The organism is Klebsiella sp. Ech2A (assembly GCF_030078455.1).
Taxonomy (GTDB): domain Bacteria; phylum Pseudomonadota; class Gammaproteobacteria; order Enterobacterales; family Enterobacteriaceae; genus Klebsiella; species Klebsiella terrigena.
Map to the genome: position 1 here is coordinate 1 of NZ_JAQGFU010000113.1, position 14,338 is coordinate 14,338.

Consider the following 14,338-nt stretch of genomic DNA (forward strand, 5'->3'; position numbering starts at 1 on the left):
CCCCAGCCCCCGCCCCTCCATCTCGCTGCCAAGGGTGCGGTTATTGGCCTGACATAGCGCCAGGTCGGCGTGGCCGTCGGCCAGAGCCTGTTCGGCCTCGCGACGCGATGCGCTCCAGCAGCTCATCCGCAGCTGGCGCTGCGCAAGATTATCGGCCAGCGCACAGAGAAAGCCGCGCGGCACGAAGGGATCGTACGCCACCCTCAGCTCCTGCCAGGCCGTGCCCGGCAGCGTCCGGGCAAAGGATTCAAAGGCCTGCGCCTGACGCAGCAGCAGGTGAGCCTGGCGAAAAAGCTGCTCCCCCTCCGCGGTTAGCGCCAGGCTGCGTCCGTGGCGCAGGAATAGCGCGTAGCCCAGCGCATCTTCCAGGTAATCCAGCAGATCGCGTAGCGTGGTGCGATCTTTGCCGAGGCGAATCGCCGCCCGCGACAGCGAGCCCGTTTCGGCGACGGTGGCAAAAGCCTCAATTTGCGCAAAAGAGTACTGCAGCGTTTTCATACCATCCCATCCTTGCGGGGGAAAATCCCCCATCGGCTGATTTTAGCCTGCCGCCGACGATTTATATACTGCGCATCAGGTTGTAATGGCTAACAAGGAATTTCTGATGACAAGTATAAAAACGATCAAACCGCTGGCGCTGGCGCTGATGCTTACCGCCCTGCCCGGCGCCGCGCTGGCGCAGGCCCAGCCGCGGCAGGCGTGCGGCGGTGTGCTGCTCGATACCTGCCCGACGCCGTTTGATAAAACGCTGCCGGCGGCTAAAGAGATGCTCACCTGGAATCGGGCCGATCGGGTGATTGGTTTTCGTAACGACTATCGTAACTATACCGGGGACGTCTTTCACCACGGCGCCTCCGCCGCGCTCCAGCAGGCAGATAAGCCGCTGACCAACGTCAGCTATACGGTAAACGGCCACACCTGGAACCTGCAGGACTACCTGAAGCGCCAGGACGTTACCGGCTTCCTGGTACTGAAAGAGGGTAAAATTGCCTACAAATACCTCGGCGCCGGCAACAGCGATACGACCCTGTGGACCTCACGCTCGGTTGGCAAAGCGGTGGTTTCCACGCTGGTCGGTATCGCGATTCAGCAGGGAAAAATCCGCTCTTTGGATGACCTGGTGACCGATTATGAACCCGACCTTAAAGGGACGGCCTGGGACGGCGTAACGCTCCGTCAGCTGATTCAGCACACCTCCGGCGTCGAGTGGAATGAGGACTACACCAACCCGCAGTCCCACTTCGCCCGCCTGACCCAGTGCGAAGCGCACCCGGGCGCCTACGACTGCGTCAGAAAGATTGTCGCCTCCCTGAAACGCGCCCATCCGGCCGGGGAGCAGTGGTCCTACTCCTCCGGCGGGGCGTGGCTGCTGGGGGATATCGTGGAGCGAGCAACCGGCATGCCCCTTGCCGCCTGGCTGGAGCAGACGCTATGGCGGCCTGGCGGCATGGCCCACGACGGCGTGTGGCACGCCTATCAGCAAGGCAAGCACGATGTCGGCGCCCACGGCTTCAACGCCACGCTTGAAGACTGGGGACGCTTCGGTGAGTTCGTCGCCCGGGACGGACGCCTGGCCAACGGGAAAGCGCTGGTGCCTGACGGCTGGTTCGATATGGCCTCCGACTGGACTCAGGCGCAGAAGTCGGTCTCCGCGGCGCATCCTGAGGGAATTTACGGATTCCAGTGGTGGAATAACGCCATTCCGGCTAATGCCAAAAACGTCGAGCCGACGGCTCAGCAAGGACTGAAGGATTCCCTGTGGGCGCTCGGCATCTATGGCCAGGTGATTATGGTCAATCGCGCTGAGCATCTGGTTATCGTCCAGTGGTCAACCTGGCCGCAGGCGGAGCCTTCGTTTAGCGCCCAGCCGCTGGAGGCCGCGCTGATGTACAGCGCCATCGCCCGTCAGCTGCGCTAAACCCTATCGCTCTTTGCCCGTTCTGTGGCAAAGAGCGAGGCTGAATTAAGCGCCAGGTGCTGCAGCAGCATGATGGTTTTGGCATCAACGATCTCACCGTCGCGGATAGCCTGCAGCGCCTGCTCCAGCGGCCACTCCAGCACTTCGATATCTTCCCCCTCTTCCGCCAGTCCGCCGCCGCCGGTTTGCCGATCGTCAGGCGAATATTCGGCAATAAAAAAGTACAGCTTTTCCGTGACCGAACCGGGGCTCATGTAGGCGGTAAAAACGGGCTCGATGCGGGTTACCCGAAAGCCCGTCTCCTCCTGCGCTTCGGCGATAATTCGCTCTTCCGGGGAGGCGTTATCCAACAGTCCGGCGGCGGCCTCAATTAAAAATCCGTCGTGGCCGTTAATCCAGACCGGAAAGCGAAACTGGCGGATGAGAACCACGGTTTTTTTCTCGCGGCTGTAGAGAAGAATAACGGCACCGTTTCCACGGTCGTAGGCCTCGCGGCTCTGCTCCTGCCAGCGCCCGTCCCGCCGCAACAGTTCAAAGGTATATGTTTTGAGCGTATACCAGTTATCGGATAACAGCGTTTCACGGATATTACGAACGTTTGGTGCGTCAATGTGCATGCTTTGCTCCTTATCAGGTGACATCAGGCACCATAACATGCATAATTCGGCACAAACAAGATCAATCGTGAAGGAAGATGCATGCTTGCCAGTCAACGAAAGCTGCTTATTTTGCAGATTATCACCGCCGAGAAGCAGGTGATGTCGGGGGAGCTCAGCCAGCGCTTTGGCGTCTCGGAGGACTCCATTCGTCGCGACTTGCGCGAGCTGGCGGCGGAAGGGAAGCTGCAGCGGGTTCACGGCGGCGCGCTGCCGGCGTCGGCCGCCGTTGCCCCGATAGCAACGCGCAGAAACGTGCAAATCGATTCAAAACAGGCGATTGCCCGCCGGGCGGCGGCGCTTATTCATCCGGGCCAGGTGGTTATCGTTGACGGCGGGACCACCACCACCGAGATGGTGAAGTTTCTGCCCGCCGATTTGGCCTGCACCATCGTGACCCACAGCCCCGGCATTGCCGTCGCGCTGGTCGATCGGCCGCTGATTGAGGTGATCCTGATCGGCGGGCGCCTGTTTAAACATTCGCTGGTCGCCGTCGGAGCCGCGGCGCTGGAAGGCATTGCGCGGATCAACGCCGATCTGTTTTTTATGGGCGTCACCGGAGTACATCATCATGCAGGTTTCACCACCGGGGACTATGAAGAAGCGGGCATCAAGCGGGCGCTGGCCGCCCGGGCGGCGGAAACCATCGTGATGGCGTCGCAGGAGAAGCTGAATTCGGCGTCGGCTTTTGCCATCGGCGAGCTGAGCCTTGCCGGTACGCTGGTGGTGGATAGCCCGGTGGATGAGATGCTGCAGGCGCGGCTGGCGCAATGCGGCATTGAAACGATCCGCGCTGGCATGCAGTAAGAGAGGAGAACGCTCCCGGCCTGAAGCCGGGAGCGTTTAGCTTCAGCTGCCGCCGGACGTCCGGCGCTGGAGCTGATCGCGCAGATTCGGCGGCGTGCCCTTAATGGTTAAGGTATCCGTCGCCGGGTCCCAGAACACGCGCTCGCCGAGCAGCATGGCATCAAAGTTGATCGTCAACCCGCCGCCGCTGCCGGCAAACTTGGTGAGCTGCCGCAGAGTGCTGCGATCCGCCGGGAAGCTCTCTTCCAGCTCATACCCCTGTTCAGCGGTAAACTCCTGGAAACTCTTCTCGCTCACGCCCGCCAGCTCTTTAGAGAGCGATTCAAGCTCGATCTCTTCTCCGGACTGCAGCTGCTCGCTGCAGTAGGCGTAAACCTGCTGACGCACGTTCTGCCGCTCGGACTTATCCAGCTGCGCGTCGGCGGCAAAATCATCCACCGCCTGCAGCAGGCCGCGGTTCTGCGCTTTAGCGTTCAGCCCTTCGCTGGCACCGAGGAAATCCATAAAGAAATCGGCGACTTTGCGCCCTACCCGTCCCTTCAGGAAGGTCAGGTAGCGGGTGGATTCCGGGTTCGTCTCCCACTCGGTTAAATCAATGCGCGCCACGATATCGGCGTGATTGATGTCCAGGTAGTGGGTGGAGCTGATATCCAGCTCTTCGTTGACGCGCATGCTGCTCAGGTTGTTCAGCACCGCCACCAGCAGATACTCAACCGCCAGATAGCGATACTGGCAAAACAGGACGATCCCGCCCTCGGCGAAGGGATATTTCGCCAGCTCGTCGCGCAGACGGCCGGTGGCCGCGCGGCTGAACGGCAGAAAATCTTCTTCGCCTTTGCGCTGCTGGCGCAGCGCCTGCGCCAGCTCGCTCTCTTCATTAAACAGGCCATAGGCCTTGTTTTTTGCGCTGTAGACACGATGCAGCTCGGCCATCATCTCCACCACCGTCGCATTCGGCTCCAGCAGCGAATCGCGCAGCACCAGCTCAAGGTTTTGTTCATCACGTTTAATTAACTGATGCAGGGCAATCTGGTCGATATCCAGACTCATGTTAAACTCTCCTTTTAGACCGGGCGGTATTCAACCACCGCCGGGACGGCGACGCAACCGGCGCGTGACTCTTCGGCTAGCGGAGACTCGCGATCCTGCGCGCTTTTGCGCCGTGGCGAAAAAATGCGGAAAAAAAGCTGCTGCTACGGTAATATGTTGCCCTTTCACGAACAAACAGATTTTGACTTTTATGCCGCAATTATCCCGCTATAGTGATGAACACGTCGAACAGCTGCTCAGCGAGCTGACCAACGTGCTGGAAACACACAAAGCCCCCGTTGACCTTTCACTGATGGTGCTAGGCAATATGGTGACCAACCTGATCAATAGTAGCGTCGCGCCGGCGCAGCGTCAGGCGATCGCCCGTTCTTTTGCCCAGGCTCTGCAGTCCTCAATCAACGACGACCCGGCGCACTAAGGATAACCAACAACTTTATATGGTGACTCTTCGTCAGCCCTACCGAGAAAAAGTCTCCCAGATGGTCAGCTGGGGGCACTGGTTCGCCCTGTTCAACATGTTGTTGGCTATGGTGCTCGGCAGCCGCTATCTTTTTGTCGCCGACTGGCCGACGACGCTGGGCGGACGCATTTTTTCGTACGTCAGCCTCGTTGGTCACTTCAGTTTCCTGGTCTTTACCAGCTACGTACTGATCCTCTTTCCGCTGACCTTTGTCGTGATATCACAGCGACTTATGCGCTTCCTGTCGGTCATTTTGGCCACCGCAGGAATGACGCTGCTGCTGATTGATAGCGAAGTTTTCACCCGCTTCCACCTGCATCTTAACCCTATCGTCTGGGAACTGGTGATCAACCCGGATCAGAACGAGATGGCGCGGGACTGGCAGCTGATGTTTATCAGCGTGCCGATTATCTTCCTGCTGGAAATGCTCTTTGCGACCTGGAGCTGGCAGAAGCTGCGCAGCCTGACGCGCCGCCGCCACTACGCGCGCCCCGTCGCCTGGCTTTTCTTTATCTCTTTTATCAGCAGCCACCTGATCTATATCTGGGCGGATGCTAATTTCTATCGTCCGATTACCATGCAGCGGGCGAACCTGCCGCTCTCCTATCCGATGACCGCGCGCCGCTTCCTTGAGAAACACGGCCTGCTGGACGCACAGGACTACCAGCGTCGCCTGGTGGAGCAAGGCGCTCCGGAAGCCGTCTCCGTACAGTATCCGCTGAGCGATCTGCGCTATCGCGACCTCGGCGCCGGCTATAACGTGCTGCTGATTACAGTTGATAACCTGAACTACTCGCGTTTCGAGAAGAACATGCCGGAGCTTGCCGGCTTCGCCAAAGATAGCGTCAACTTTACCCAGCATATGAGCTCAGGCAACAGCACCGATAACGGTATTTTTGGCCTGTTCTACGGCATTTCACCAGGCTATATGGACGGCGTGCTGTCGGCTCGTATTCCGGCCGCGCTGATTACCGCACTCAACCAGCAGGGCTATCAGCTGGGCCTGTTCTCTTCCGACGGCTTCAGCAGCCCGCTCTATCGCCAGGCGCTGCTGTCCGACTTCTCGCTACCGGTCGCCAAAACCCAAAGCGATGAGCAGACGGCAAATCAGTGGATTGGCTGGCTGAATCGCTACGCTCAGGATGAAAACCGCTGGTTCTCGTGGATTTCGCTCAACGGCACCTCGCTTGACGATGGCCAGCAGCAGAACTTCGTGCGCCGCTATAGCCGCGCGGCGGGTGATGTCGATACGCAGATTGGCCGGGTGCTCAGCGCTCTTCGCGAGGCGGGCAAGCTGAATAACACGGTGGTTATCGTCACCGCCGGTCACGGCATGCCGCTTAATCCTCAGCACGGCAAGTTTGACTGGTCGAGAGATCAGCTGCAGGTTCCGCTGGTGATTCACTGGCCGGGCATTCCGGCGCAGAATATCGCGACGCTGACCGATAACAAAGACGTGATGACCACGCTGATGCAGCGCCTGCTGCACGTCTCTACCCCGGCGAACGAGTATTCGCAGGGTGAGGACCTGTTTAGCCCTGCGCGTCGCCGCAGCTGGGTCACCGCGGCGAACGGCGATACGCTGGCGGTAACCTCGCCGGAAGCCACCGTGGTGTTGAACCACAACGGAACCTACAGCACCTGGAACAGCGACGGTAAGAAAATAGACAATCGCAAACCGCAGCTCAGCCTGCTGCTGCAGATCCTGACGGATGAAAAGCGCTTTATCGCTAACTGATTGATTAATTATGAATCAATTGGTCGTTCCCCGCTTGCATTCGCCAGGAGAACGGGTAATATTACCGCCACGCGTCGGCACGTAGCGCAGCCTGGTAGCGCACCGTCATGGGGTGTCGGGGGTCGGAGGTTCAAATCCTCTCGTGCCGACCAAAAATCCCTGAGAAACCAGCCTTTTAAGGCTGGTTTTTTTATGCCTGCTTTTCGCCGGGACGTCAATGAGTGAGCCCGGACAATAACCCCACGCTTACTCGCTATTCCTGCGTATCAGAACCTATAAAATATCCCCTCATCGGTTCTTTGTGCCCAAAAGCTGACGCAAACCTGCCCGCAGCGCCGCTCTTGAGCCGCGCCGCAAAATAAACTGCGATACCGCTGATTGTAAATCGAGGAATAGCTTCTATCATTCGACTGTATCAGTCATACACCAGGAAGATAAATATGAGAGTTAATGGAATTACCAAGGGATTTTTTATCCTGATTCTGCTGATAGTCAGCCTTGCCTTTTTTGATGTTCTTTCTCCCTATTACTCAGCCATTCTGTGGGCGGCGATTCTGGCCGTGATCTTCAATCCGGTGAAGAACAAGATCCGCGCTAAGCTTGGTGAACGTAATGGCCTGGCCTCACTGCTCACCGTGGTGATTATCTGTCTGATTGTCTTCACTCCGCTGGCGATTATTATCTCCTCGCTGGCGCTCGAGCTGAACGTGGTTTACACCAAGCTTGAGCACAATGACACCCAGTTTCCGTCGGTAGTGGCGAGCCTGTTTGCCCATCTCCCGGAGTGGGTCAGAAGCTTCCTTTCTGAGCATAACCTCGACAGCGCCGATCAGATTCAGAAACAGCTCTCAGACGCGGCGCTGAAAGGAGGCCAGTACCTGGCCGGCAGCGCATTTCTGATTGGCAAGGGGACGTTCGGCTTTACCATTAGCTTTGGCGTCATGCTGTATCTGCTGTTTTTCCTGCTCAAGGATGGTCCGTATCTGGTGATGCTGATCCTCGAATCCCTGCCGCTGTCTAATTACGTTAAGCAGCACCTGTTTGCCAAATTTGCCGCCGTCGCCAGGGCCACCGTGAAGGGCACCGTCGCCGTCGCTCTGGTCCAGGGCATCCTGGGCGGAATTGCCTTCTACGTTGCCGGAATTGACGGCAGCATTTTGTGGGGGGCGATCATGGCGTTTCTGTCGCTGATCCCGGCGGTAGGTTCAGCCATCGTCTGGGTTCCCGCGGCCATTTTCCTCTTCGCAACCGACCAGCTATGGCAAGGGGCGTTTATCGTCGGCTTCTTCGTGGTCGTTATCGGGCTGGTGGATAACATCCTGCGTCCGCTGCTGGTGGGTAAAGATACTAAAATGCCGGACTACATGATTCTGATCGCTACCCTCGGAGGAATGGAGATTTACGGTATTAACGGTTTTGTGATCGGTCCGCTGATCGCCGCGCTGTTTATCGCCTGCTGGAATCTGCTCTCAGGCCGCGAACACGCCGGCAATACCGATGAAATTGATGAAGAGTTTATCGAGGAAGGCAAGCTACCCCGCGACGAGTAAGCCGCTCGCGCGCTCGCGCCGTGACGTCAGCTGCCGCCTGCGGCAGCTGACAAAACCAGCAAGATAATACATCTTTAGTTAAGCTCATTTTTAGCACCCCTCTATAGCACACAACAACAAAACAGCACATTGCACTGCTTTATATGAAAATATTGGTAAATAACTCTTACCAATAGCGCAAACAGTGATAGTCTTTTAGCGTTGAAGAACGATAACAAAGGATGATCAATCGTGAAAAAAATCGCTACGTTTGCTGTTTCCCTGCTGACCGTTGCCTGTGTCTCCACCAGCGCACTGGCCGCCGAACAGCCTCTGGAAAAGATTGCGCCCTATCCGAAAGCGGAGAAAGGCATGAAGCGTCAGGTGATCCAGCTGCCGCCGCAGCAGGACGAATCGGCCTATAAAGTTGAGCTGCTGATTGGCCAGACTCTGGAAGTCGACTGCAACCACCATCGCCTGGGGGGTCAGCTGGAAAGCAAAACCCTCGAAGGCTGGGGCTACGACTATTTCGTCTTTGATAAAGTGACGTCGCCGGTTTCGACCATGATGGCCTGCCCGGACGGGAAGAAGGTGGAGAAGTTTGTCACCGCAGGGCTGGGTGACGCCGCCATGCTGCGCTACAACAGCAGGCTGCCGGTGGTGGTTTACACGCCGGATAACGTACAAGTGAAGTACCGAATCTGGCGAGCAGACGAAACTATCGGTAATGCCGTCAAGCGCTAACTGCGGGCAATAAGAAACCGGCGGCCAGGGCCGCCGGTTTTGCCTTCTACAGCGCGATATCCGCTATCGGTTTGCTATCCGTCAGCGGTTTCAGCTCTGCCTGAGGGGCTTTATCCGCGACCGAAACCGGCTCATAGCGCAGCTGCAGGACCTCGCTGGTCCACGCCAGCGCCTGCTCAATCGCCGCGGAATTTCCGTCAAGACGCAGGCCGTAGGAGGGAACGATCTCTTTCAGCTTCGCCTGCCAGGCGGCTGAATTAACCTTATCCTTAAAGACCGTTTCCATCAGCTGCAGCATAATCGGCGCGGCGGTCGAGGCGCCGGGGGATGCGCCCAGCAGCGCTGCAACCGTACCGTCATCATCGCTGACCACTTCGGTTCCCAGACGCAGCACGCCCTTCTTACCGTTGCGCTTAATGATCTGCACGCGCTGGCCGGCCTGCCACAGGCGCCAGTCGCCTTTATTCGCTTCCGGATAGTATTCGCGCAGCGCCTCGTGGCGATCTTTATCTTTCTGCATCACCTGGCTAATCAGGTATTTCACCAGATCGAAATTATCCAGACCGACGTTGAGCATCGGCAGAATATTTGAGGTGTTGGTCGATGCCAGAAGATCCCACAAAGAGCCGTTTTTCAGGAAACGGGTGGAGAAGGTTGCAAACGGCCCAAACAGCACCACCCGCTTACCGTCAATAATACGCGTATCAATATGCGGCACCGACATCGGCGGCGCCCCAACTTCGGCCTGACCGTAGACTTTTGCCAGATGGTGGTTAACGACTTCCGGGTTTTCACATACCAGGAACTGGCCGCCAACCGGGAAGCCCGCGTACTCTTTAGCCTGAGGAATACCGGTTTCCTGCAGCAGCGTCAGCGCCGCGCCGCCGGCGCCGATAAAGATAAATTTGGCTTTAATCACCCGCTTCTGGCGACGGTTATTCGCGTCCGCCAGGGTAACCGTCCAGCTCTTGTCGGCGTTGCGCTTGAAGCGACGCACAACGGTGCCAAGCTGTAAGGAGAAGTTAGCGTGGGTCTGCAGGCCGGCAATCAGCTGACGGGTAATTTCGCCGTAGTTGACGTCGGTGCCGACCTCGGTACGGGTCGCGGCAACCTTTTGCTGCGGATCGCGCCCTTCCATCACCAGCGGAGCCCACTCTTTAATCTGCTGATGATCTTCGGAATAGCGAATACCGCGGAACAGTTCGCTCTGCTGCAGAGCGGCGTAGCGCGCACGCAGGAAGTTGACGTTATCTTCGCCCCACACAAAGCTCATGTGCGGTACGCTGTTGATAAATGATTTCGGCTTACTCAGAATGCCGCGCGTGACCTGGTGGGCCCAAAATTGACGAGAGATATGGAAGGATTCGTTGATATCGACCGCTTTGTCGATGTTGATCCCGCTGGCGGTCTGGGGCGTATAGTTCAGCTCCATCAGCGCCGCATGCCCGGTACCCGCGTTATTCCAGCCGTTCGAGCTCTCCTCAGCAACGCTGGACATCTGCTCGACCATGGTAATAGACCAATCCGGCTCCAGTTCCTGCAGCCAGGTTCCCAACGTGGCGCTCATGATGCCGCCGCCAATCAACAGTACATCCGTCTCTTGCTCATGGCGGGGGCTTGTCCCCGGGGTACCTGACCCAACCGCCGGTGAGCTGGGTACGGCCATCTTTTTCTTCATCGAATTTGAGCCTTACTTTACTCGCTTTTTTATTTAGCGCAGGTGACACGATTATCAGGAATCAAAGTAACACTGAAGATAAAAAAATTAAATATTGTTTAAAATTTAAGTTGAGTTTTGAGATCTGTTATAAAAATGTTTAATAAATGTGTACCACAAATCACATTTTGTACTGGTATAAGCGGCGCGACCGCGCTATCATCCTCCGTTTTGTGACAGACCGCACGCAAGCTCAGGCTTACTCGTCCCGACTTAAACTAACCTGCGAACTTCCTATGCCTCAGGCTCCAGACCACGCTACGTCCGCTTCAACAGGCGCCATTCGCCACGTACTTCGTTCACCGTCGCTGTTCACGCGAGAGGCTCTGGCAGGCGTTCTGACCGCTCTGGCTCTGATTCCGGAGGTTATCTCCTTCTCAGTGATTGCCGGCGTTGACCCCAAGGTCAGCCTGATTGCGTCCGTTGTGCTGTGCCTTGCGATGTCGGTACTCGGCGGCAGGCCCGCAATGGTTACCGCCGCCGCCGGGTCGGTGGCGCTGGTGATTGGGCCGATGGTGCATCAACACGGCGTCGGCTACATCCTGCCCGCCGTCATTTTGGCCGGTATTATTCAAATTTTGTTTGGTTTGGGCGGCATGGCCCGGCTGATGCGGTTTATACCGCAAGCGGTGATGACCGGCTTCGTCAACGCGCTGGGGATTCTGATCTTTTTCGCCCAGGTTCCCCATTTTTGGAGCAAGCAGCCGCTAATCCTCGGCCTGTTCGTGCTGACTCTGCTGATTGTCCTCTGGGCGCCGCGCTATATTAAAGCAATCCCCGCGCCGCTGATTGCCATCGTGGTGTTAACCCTGTTTACCGTCACCACCGGGCAGCTGCTGCCTACCGTCGGCGATGAGGGCTCAATGAGCGGCGGGCTTCCGGGGTTCACCGCCCTGCTGGTGCCGCTCAATCTCGATACCCTGCAAATTATCTGGCCCTGCGCCCTGAGCATTGCCTTTGTCGGCCTGATGGAGTCGCTGCTGACCGCCAAATTAGTCGATGACCTGACCCAGACGCCGTCCAGCAAAGCGCGCGAGAGCGCCGGGCTGGGCATCGCCAATATTCTTGCCGGACTCTACGGCGGCATCGCCGGCTGCGCAATGATTGGTCAGACCATTGTTAACGTTGAAATGGGTAAAGGCCGCAGCCGCGTCTCCACCCTCGCCGCCGGCGCGGTACTGCTGCTTCTGGTCACCGTGCTGAGCGAAGTAATGGCAAAAATTCCGATGGCGGTACTGGCCGGAGTGATGGTCATTGTGGCGGCCAAAACCTTCAGCTGGCACAGCCTTCGTCCGGCCGAGCTGAAGCGTAATCCGTGGCCGGAAACGCTGGTCATGCTGGTGACCGTTGCCGCAACGGTAGGCACCAGCAATCTGGCTATTGGCGTTCTGGCGGGCCTGGTGGTGATGGCGACGATCCCACGCAGGCTGCGCGGCGGAGCGTCGACTACATCAGAAAAATCGTCGCCAGACCGAGAAAAATAAAGAAGCCGCCGGTATCGGTGATGGCGGTGATCATCACGCTGGAGCCGACCGCCGGGTCGCGTCCCAGCTTCACCATCACCATCGGGATAATCACCCCCATCATCGCCGCCATCAGCAGGTTGAGCATCATCGCCAGCGTCATCACGCCGCCGAGCTGCGGGTCGCTGTAGAGCCACCATGTTATGGCGCCCATAATTCCCCCCCACACCAGGCCGTTAATCACCGCGACCCCCATTTCTCGCAGGATCAGGAACGAGAAGCTTCCCGGCTGAATGTGCTGCAGCGCCATCGCCCGTACGATCATGGTGATGGTTTGGTTTCCGGTGTTACCGCCGATCCCGGCGACGATCGGCATCAGCGACGCCAGCGCCACCAGCTGCGAAATCGTATGCTCAAAGCCGTCGATCACCCGCGAGGCGATAAACGCGGTGCACAGGTTGACCGCCAGCCACGCCCAGCGCGTTTTCACCGCTTTGCTCACCGGGGCGAAGACGTCGTCATCGTTGCTCAGCCCCCCCATTCGACGTAAATCGTTATCGGTCTCTTCATAGACCACGTCCACGATTTCATCGATGGTCAGGCGCCCCATCAGCTTGCCGTCGGCATCAATCACCGCGGCGCTGAGTAAGTCATCACGTTCGAAGGTGCGCGCGACCTTTTCCGCATCCTCATGCGGCTGAAAGGTCACCGGATCGCCCTCCATGACTTCCCCAACCCGCTTCTGCGCATCGTTGAGCAGAATGGTCTGCAGCTCCAGCTCGCCAAGCAGCAGCTTATTGCGGGTGGTGACAAACAGCTTATCGGTGTTTTCCGGCATTTTGCCTAACCGTCGCAGGTAGCGCTGCACCGCGGCGAGCGTCGCCTCCGGACGGACGGTGATAACCTCAAACTCCATGATCGCGCCGACGGTATTGTCGGCGTAGCGCATCATCTGGCGAATACGCGCGCGCTTATCCGCCGGCAGCGTCGCCAGCAGGCGTCCGGTCAGGTCGCGCGGCAGGTGCTGCAGGAGATAGACCTGCTCATCAATATCCAGGTTCTGCAGGGCGAAAAGCAGCTCGTGATCGCTCATCTTATCGATGAGATCGCCCCAGACGCTTTCCGACGCCTCAAGCAGCACTTCGCCGCGCTTATCGTCGGCAACCAGCCGCCACAGCGCGTTACGCGCGTCGTAAGGCAGCGCCTCGAGGGCATCGGCAAGATCCGGCGGCGGCAGGTGGGAAACCAGCACTTCCACTTCCGCCAGATCGTCGGCAAGGGTGCCGTCGTCATAGCGTTCAGCCAGCGTTAATTTGCCCAACAGCGAGGAGGTAACGGCTTTATCAGTGCTCAGCAGCCAAATGAGGCGGGCGCGCTCTTCGTCGCGCAATCTGGCGCTTTTTTTATGCAAAACGGACATCGGTCAGGCAATCCTTGTGAGAATAGTTGGCCGACCAGCAGGCCAGGTGCCCTAAGCATAGCGCGAGGAGGAGGAAATAATAACCGCCGGCGGGTTCGTCCGGCGGAAAAATCAACAATAGCGCCCGCCGTGGGTCGGCAGGCGCAGCTTTCAGGCGGTGCGGGAGACCGCATCGCGGGTCGCCAGCTCGCGCTCCAGGCCCGTCAGCTCCGCCAGCTGGCCGGCGCGCATCTCCAGCAGGCGATCGGCATGCTGAAAATAGTGATCGTCGTGGCTGATAGCGAAAATAGTTTTACCCATCTGCTGCATCAGCGGCAGCAGCACCTGATAAAACTCGCGGCGGAAGTGCGGATCCTGATCCGCCGCCCACTCATCAAGCAGGATGATATCGCGATCTTCAGCCAGGGCCAGCAGCAGCGCCACGCGCTTTTTCTGCCCCTTGGAGAGCTTCAGATCGAGGATCCTGCCGTTATCCAGCCGCAGCTTATGCGTCATTTTCAGGTACTCCATCCACTGGCTCACCCGCGCAGGATCGGCCGCTTTTCCCTCCGGCCCCAGCAGCTGGTCAAACAGCCAGACGTCGGTAAATACCGCCGAGAAGAGCTTACGGTAGTCTTCCGGTCGGTCTACCGCCAGCGCCTCGCCGTCCAGCAGGATCTGACCGGAGGCCGGCTGATACAGCCCGGTCAGCAGCATCGCCAGCGTCGACTTGCCGCTGCCGTTGCCGCCGATAAGGAACACCAGCTCGCCGCGTTTCAGGGTCATATTGACAGGCCCGACGGCGAAGCTGTTGTCCGGGTAATGGAAGCAGACGTCGCGCAGCTCCAGGGTTTGCC

13 protein-coding genes and 1 tRNA gene are annotated in these 14,338 nt (G+C 58.2%); 8 read left to right on the forward strand and 6 right to left on the reverse strand.

The features are described 5' to 3' along the window. The coding region (locus tag PFH44_RS18125) for a LysR family transcriptional regulator (protein WP_283825738.1) at positions 1 to 498 on the reverse strand (498 nt) is incomplete at its 3' end. Positions 499 to 604: 106 nt separating this feature from the next. Here PFH44_RS18125 and PFH44_RS18130 point away from each other — a divergent pair. Next, complete coding sequence (locus PFH44_RS18130; protein ID WP_283825739.1) at positions 605 to 1,918, forward strand: serine hydrolase domain-containing protein; 1,314 nt, start codon at positions 605 to 607, stop codon at positions 1,916 to 1,918. Here PFH44_RS18130 and PFH44_RS18135 read toward each other — a convergent pair. Then, the gene (locus tag PFH44_RS18135; protein WP_283825740.1) at positions 1,915 to 2,535 is read right to left on the reverse strand and encodes an NUDIX domain-containing protein; all 621 of its coding nucleotides are present in this window, start codon (positions 2,533 to 2,535) and stop codon (positions 1,915 to 1,917) included. The two genes, PFH44_RS18130 and PFH44_RS18135, sit on opposite strands and share 4 nt — an antisense overlap. 81 nt (positions 2,536 to 2,616) lie before the next feature. On the opposite strand from PFH44_RS18135, the gene PFH44_RS18140 reads away from it, so the two are divergent. After that, complete coding sequence (locus tag PFH44_RS18140) at positions 2,617 to 3,381, forward strand: DeoR/GlpR family DNA-binding transcription regulator (RefSeq protein ID WP_283825741.1); 765 nt, start codon at positions 2,617 to 2,619, stop codon at positions 3,379 to 3,381. A 42-nt stretch (positions 3,382 to 3,423) separates the two neighbouring features. On the opposite strand, the gene yejK is transcribed toward PFH44_RS18140, so the two are convergent. Next, positions 3,424 to 4,431 (reverse strand): nucleoid-associated protein YejK, encoded by a 1,008-nt coding sequence (gene yejK / locus PFH44_RS18145; protein WP_045855934.1) that lies wholly within the window; start codon positions 4,429 to 4,431, stop codon positions 3,424 to 3,426. Positions 4,432 to 4,621: 190 nt separating this feature from the next. On the opposite strand from yejK, the gene PFH44_RS18150 reads away from it, so the two are divergent. From PFH44_RS18150 to eco, 5 genes are all read left to right on the forward strand, one after another. Then, a complete protein-coding gene (locus tag PFH44_RS18150) occupies positions 4,622 to 4,849 on the forward strand; it encodes a YejL family protein (RefSeq protein WP_015583825.1) in 228 nt (75 codons plus the stop codon). Between the two features lie 19 nt (positions 4,850 to 4,868). Further along, a complete protein-coding gene (yejM, locus tag PFH44_RS18155) occupies positions 4,869 to 6,629 on the forward strand; it encodes an LPS biosynthesis-modulating metalloenzyme YejM (protein WP_283825742.1) in 1,761 nt (586 codons plus the stop codon). Positions 6,630 to 6,704: 75 nt separating this feature from the next. Then, a tRNA-Pro gene (locus PFH44_RS18160) sits at positions 6,705 to 6,781 on the forward strand. A gap of 288 nt (positions 6,782 to 7,069) precedes the next feature. After that, positions 7,070 to 8,179, forward strand: coding sequence for an AI-2E family transporter (locus tag PFH44_RS18165; protein ID WP_045855939.1), 1,110 nt, complete (start codon positions 7,070 to 7,072; stop codon positions 8,177 to 8,179). A 231-nt stretch (positions 8,180 to 8,410) separates the two neighbouring features. After that, complete coding sequence (gene eco / locus PFH44_RS18170; protein WP_045855942.1) at positions 8,411 to 8,902, forward strand: serine protease inhibitor ecotin; 492 nt, start codon at positions 8,411 to 8,413, stop codon at positions 8,900 to 8,902. Positions 8,903 to 8,948: 46 nt separating this feature from the next. On the opposite strand, the gene mqo is transcribed toward eco, so the two are convergent. Then, positions 8,949 to 10,580 carry a malate dehydrogenase (quinone) gene (mqo, locus tag PFH44_RS18175; RefSeq protein WP_283825743.1) on the reverse strand — a complete coding sequence of 544 codons (1,632 nt, stop codon included), beginning with the start codon at positions 10,578 to 10,580 and terminating at the stop codon, positions 8,949 to 8,951. Positions 10,581 to 10,855: 275 nt separating this feature from the next. Here mqo and PFH44_RS18180 point away from each other — a divergent pair, with 275 nt between their 5' ends. Continuing rightward, a complete protein-coding gene (locus PFH44_RS18180) occupies positions 10,856 to 12,103 on the forward strand; it encodes a SulP family inorganic anion transporter (protein ID WP_283825744.1) in 1,248 nt (415 codons plus the stop codon). Here the strand turns inward: PFH44_RS18180 and mgtE are convergent. Both mgtE and PFH44_RS18190 read right to left on the reverse strand, forming a co-directional pair. Next, positions 12,066 to 13,502 (reverse strand): magnesium transporter, encoded by a 1,437-nt coding sequence (gene mgtE, locus PFH44_RS18185; RefSeq protein WP_283825745.1) that lies wholly within the window; start codon positions 13,500 to 13,502, stop codon positions 12,066 to 12,068. The two genes, PFH44_RS18180 and mgtE, sit on opposite strands and share 38 nt — an antisense overlap. A gap of 150 nt (positions 13,503 to 13,652) precedes the next feature. Continuing rightward, positions 13,653 to 14,338, reverse strand: a 686-nt coding sequence (locus tag PFH44_RS18190; RefSeq protein WP_283825746.1) for an ATP-binding cassette domain-containing protein, incomplete at its 5' end; no start/stop codon positions are given.

Bases quoted from the DNA above. Each gene is read 5' to 3' on its own strand.
- yejK (WP_045855934.1), bottom strand. From the start codon at position 4,431: ATGAGTCTGGATATCGACCAGATTGCCCTGCATCAGTTAATTAAACGT.
- mqo (WP_283825743.1), bottom strand. From the start codon at position 10,580: ATGAAGAAAAAGATGGCCGTACCCAGCTCACCGGCGGTTGGGTCAGGT.
- PFH44_RS18130 (WP_283825739.1), top strand. From the start codon at position 605: ATGACAAGTATAAAAACGATCAAACCGCTGGCGCTGGCGCTGATGCTT.
- PFH44_RS18135 (WP_283825740.1), bottom strand. From the start codon at position 2,535: ATGCACATTGACGCACCAAACGTTCGTAATATCCGTGAAACGCTGTTA.
- mgtE (WP_283825745.1), bottom strand. From the start codon at position 13,502: ATGTCCGTTTTGCATAAAAAAAGCGCCAGATTGCGCGACGAAGAGCGC.
- PFH44_RS18150 (WP_015583825.1), top strand. From the start codon at position 4,622: ATGCCGCAATTATCCCGCTATAGTGATGAACACGTCGAACAGCTGCTC.
- PFH44_RS18140 (WP_283825741.1), top strand. From the start codon at position 2,617: ATGCTTGCCAGTCAACGAAAGCTGCTTATTTTGCAGATTATCACCGCC.
- PFH44_RS18165 (WP_045855939.1), top strand. From the start codon at position 7,070: ATGAGAGTTAATGGAATTACCAAGGGATTTTTTATCCTGATTCTGCTG.
- yejM (WP_283825742.1), top strand. From the start codon at position 4,869: ATGGTGACTCTTCGTCAGCCCTACCGAGAAAAAGTCTCCCAGATGGTC.
- PFH44_RS18180 (WP_283825744.1), top strand. From the start codon at position 10,856: ATGCCTCAGGCTCCAGACCACGCTACGTCCGCTTCAACAGGCGCCATT.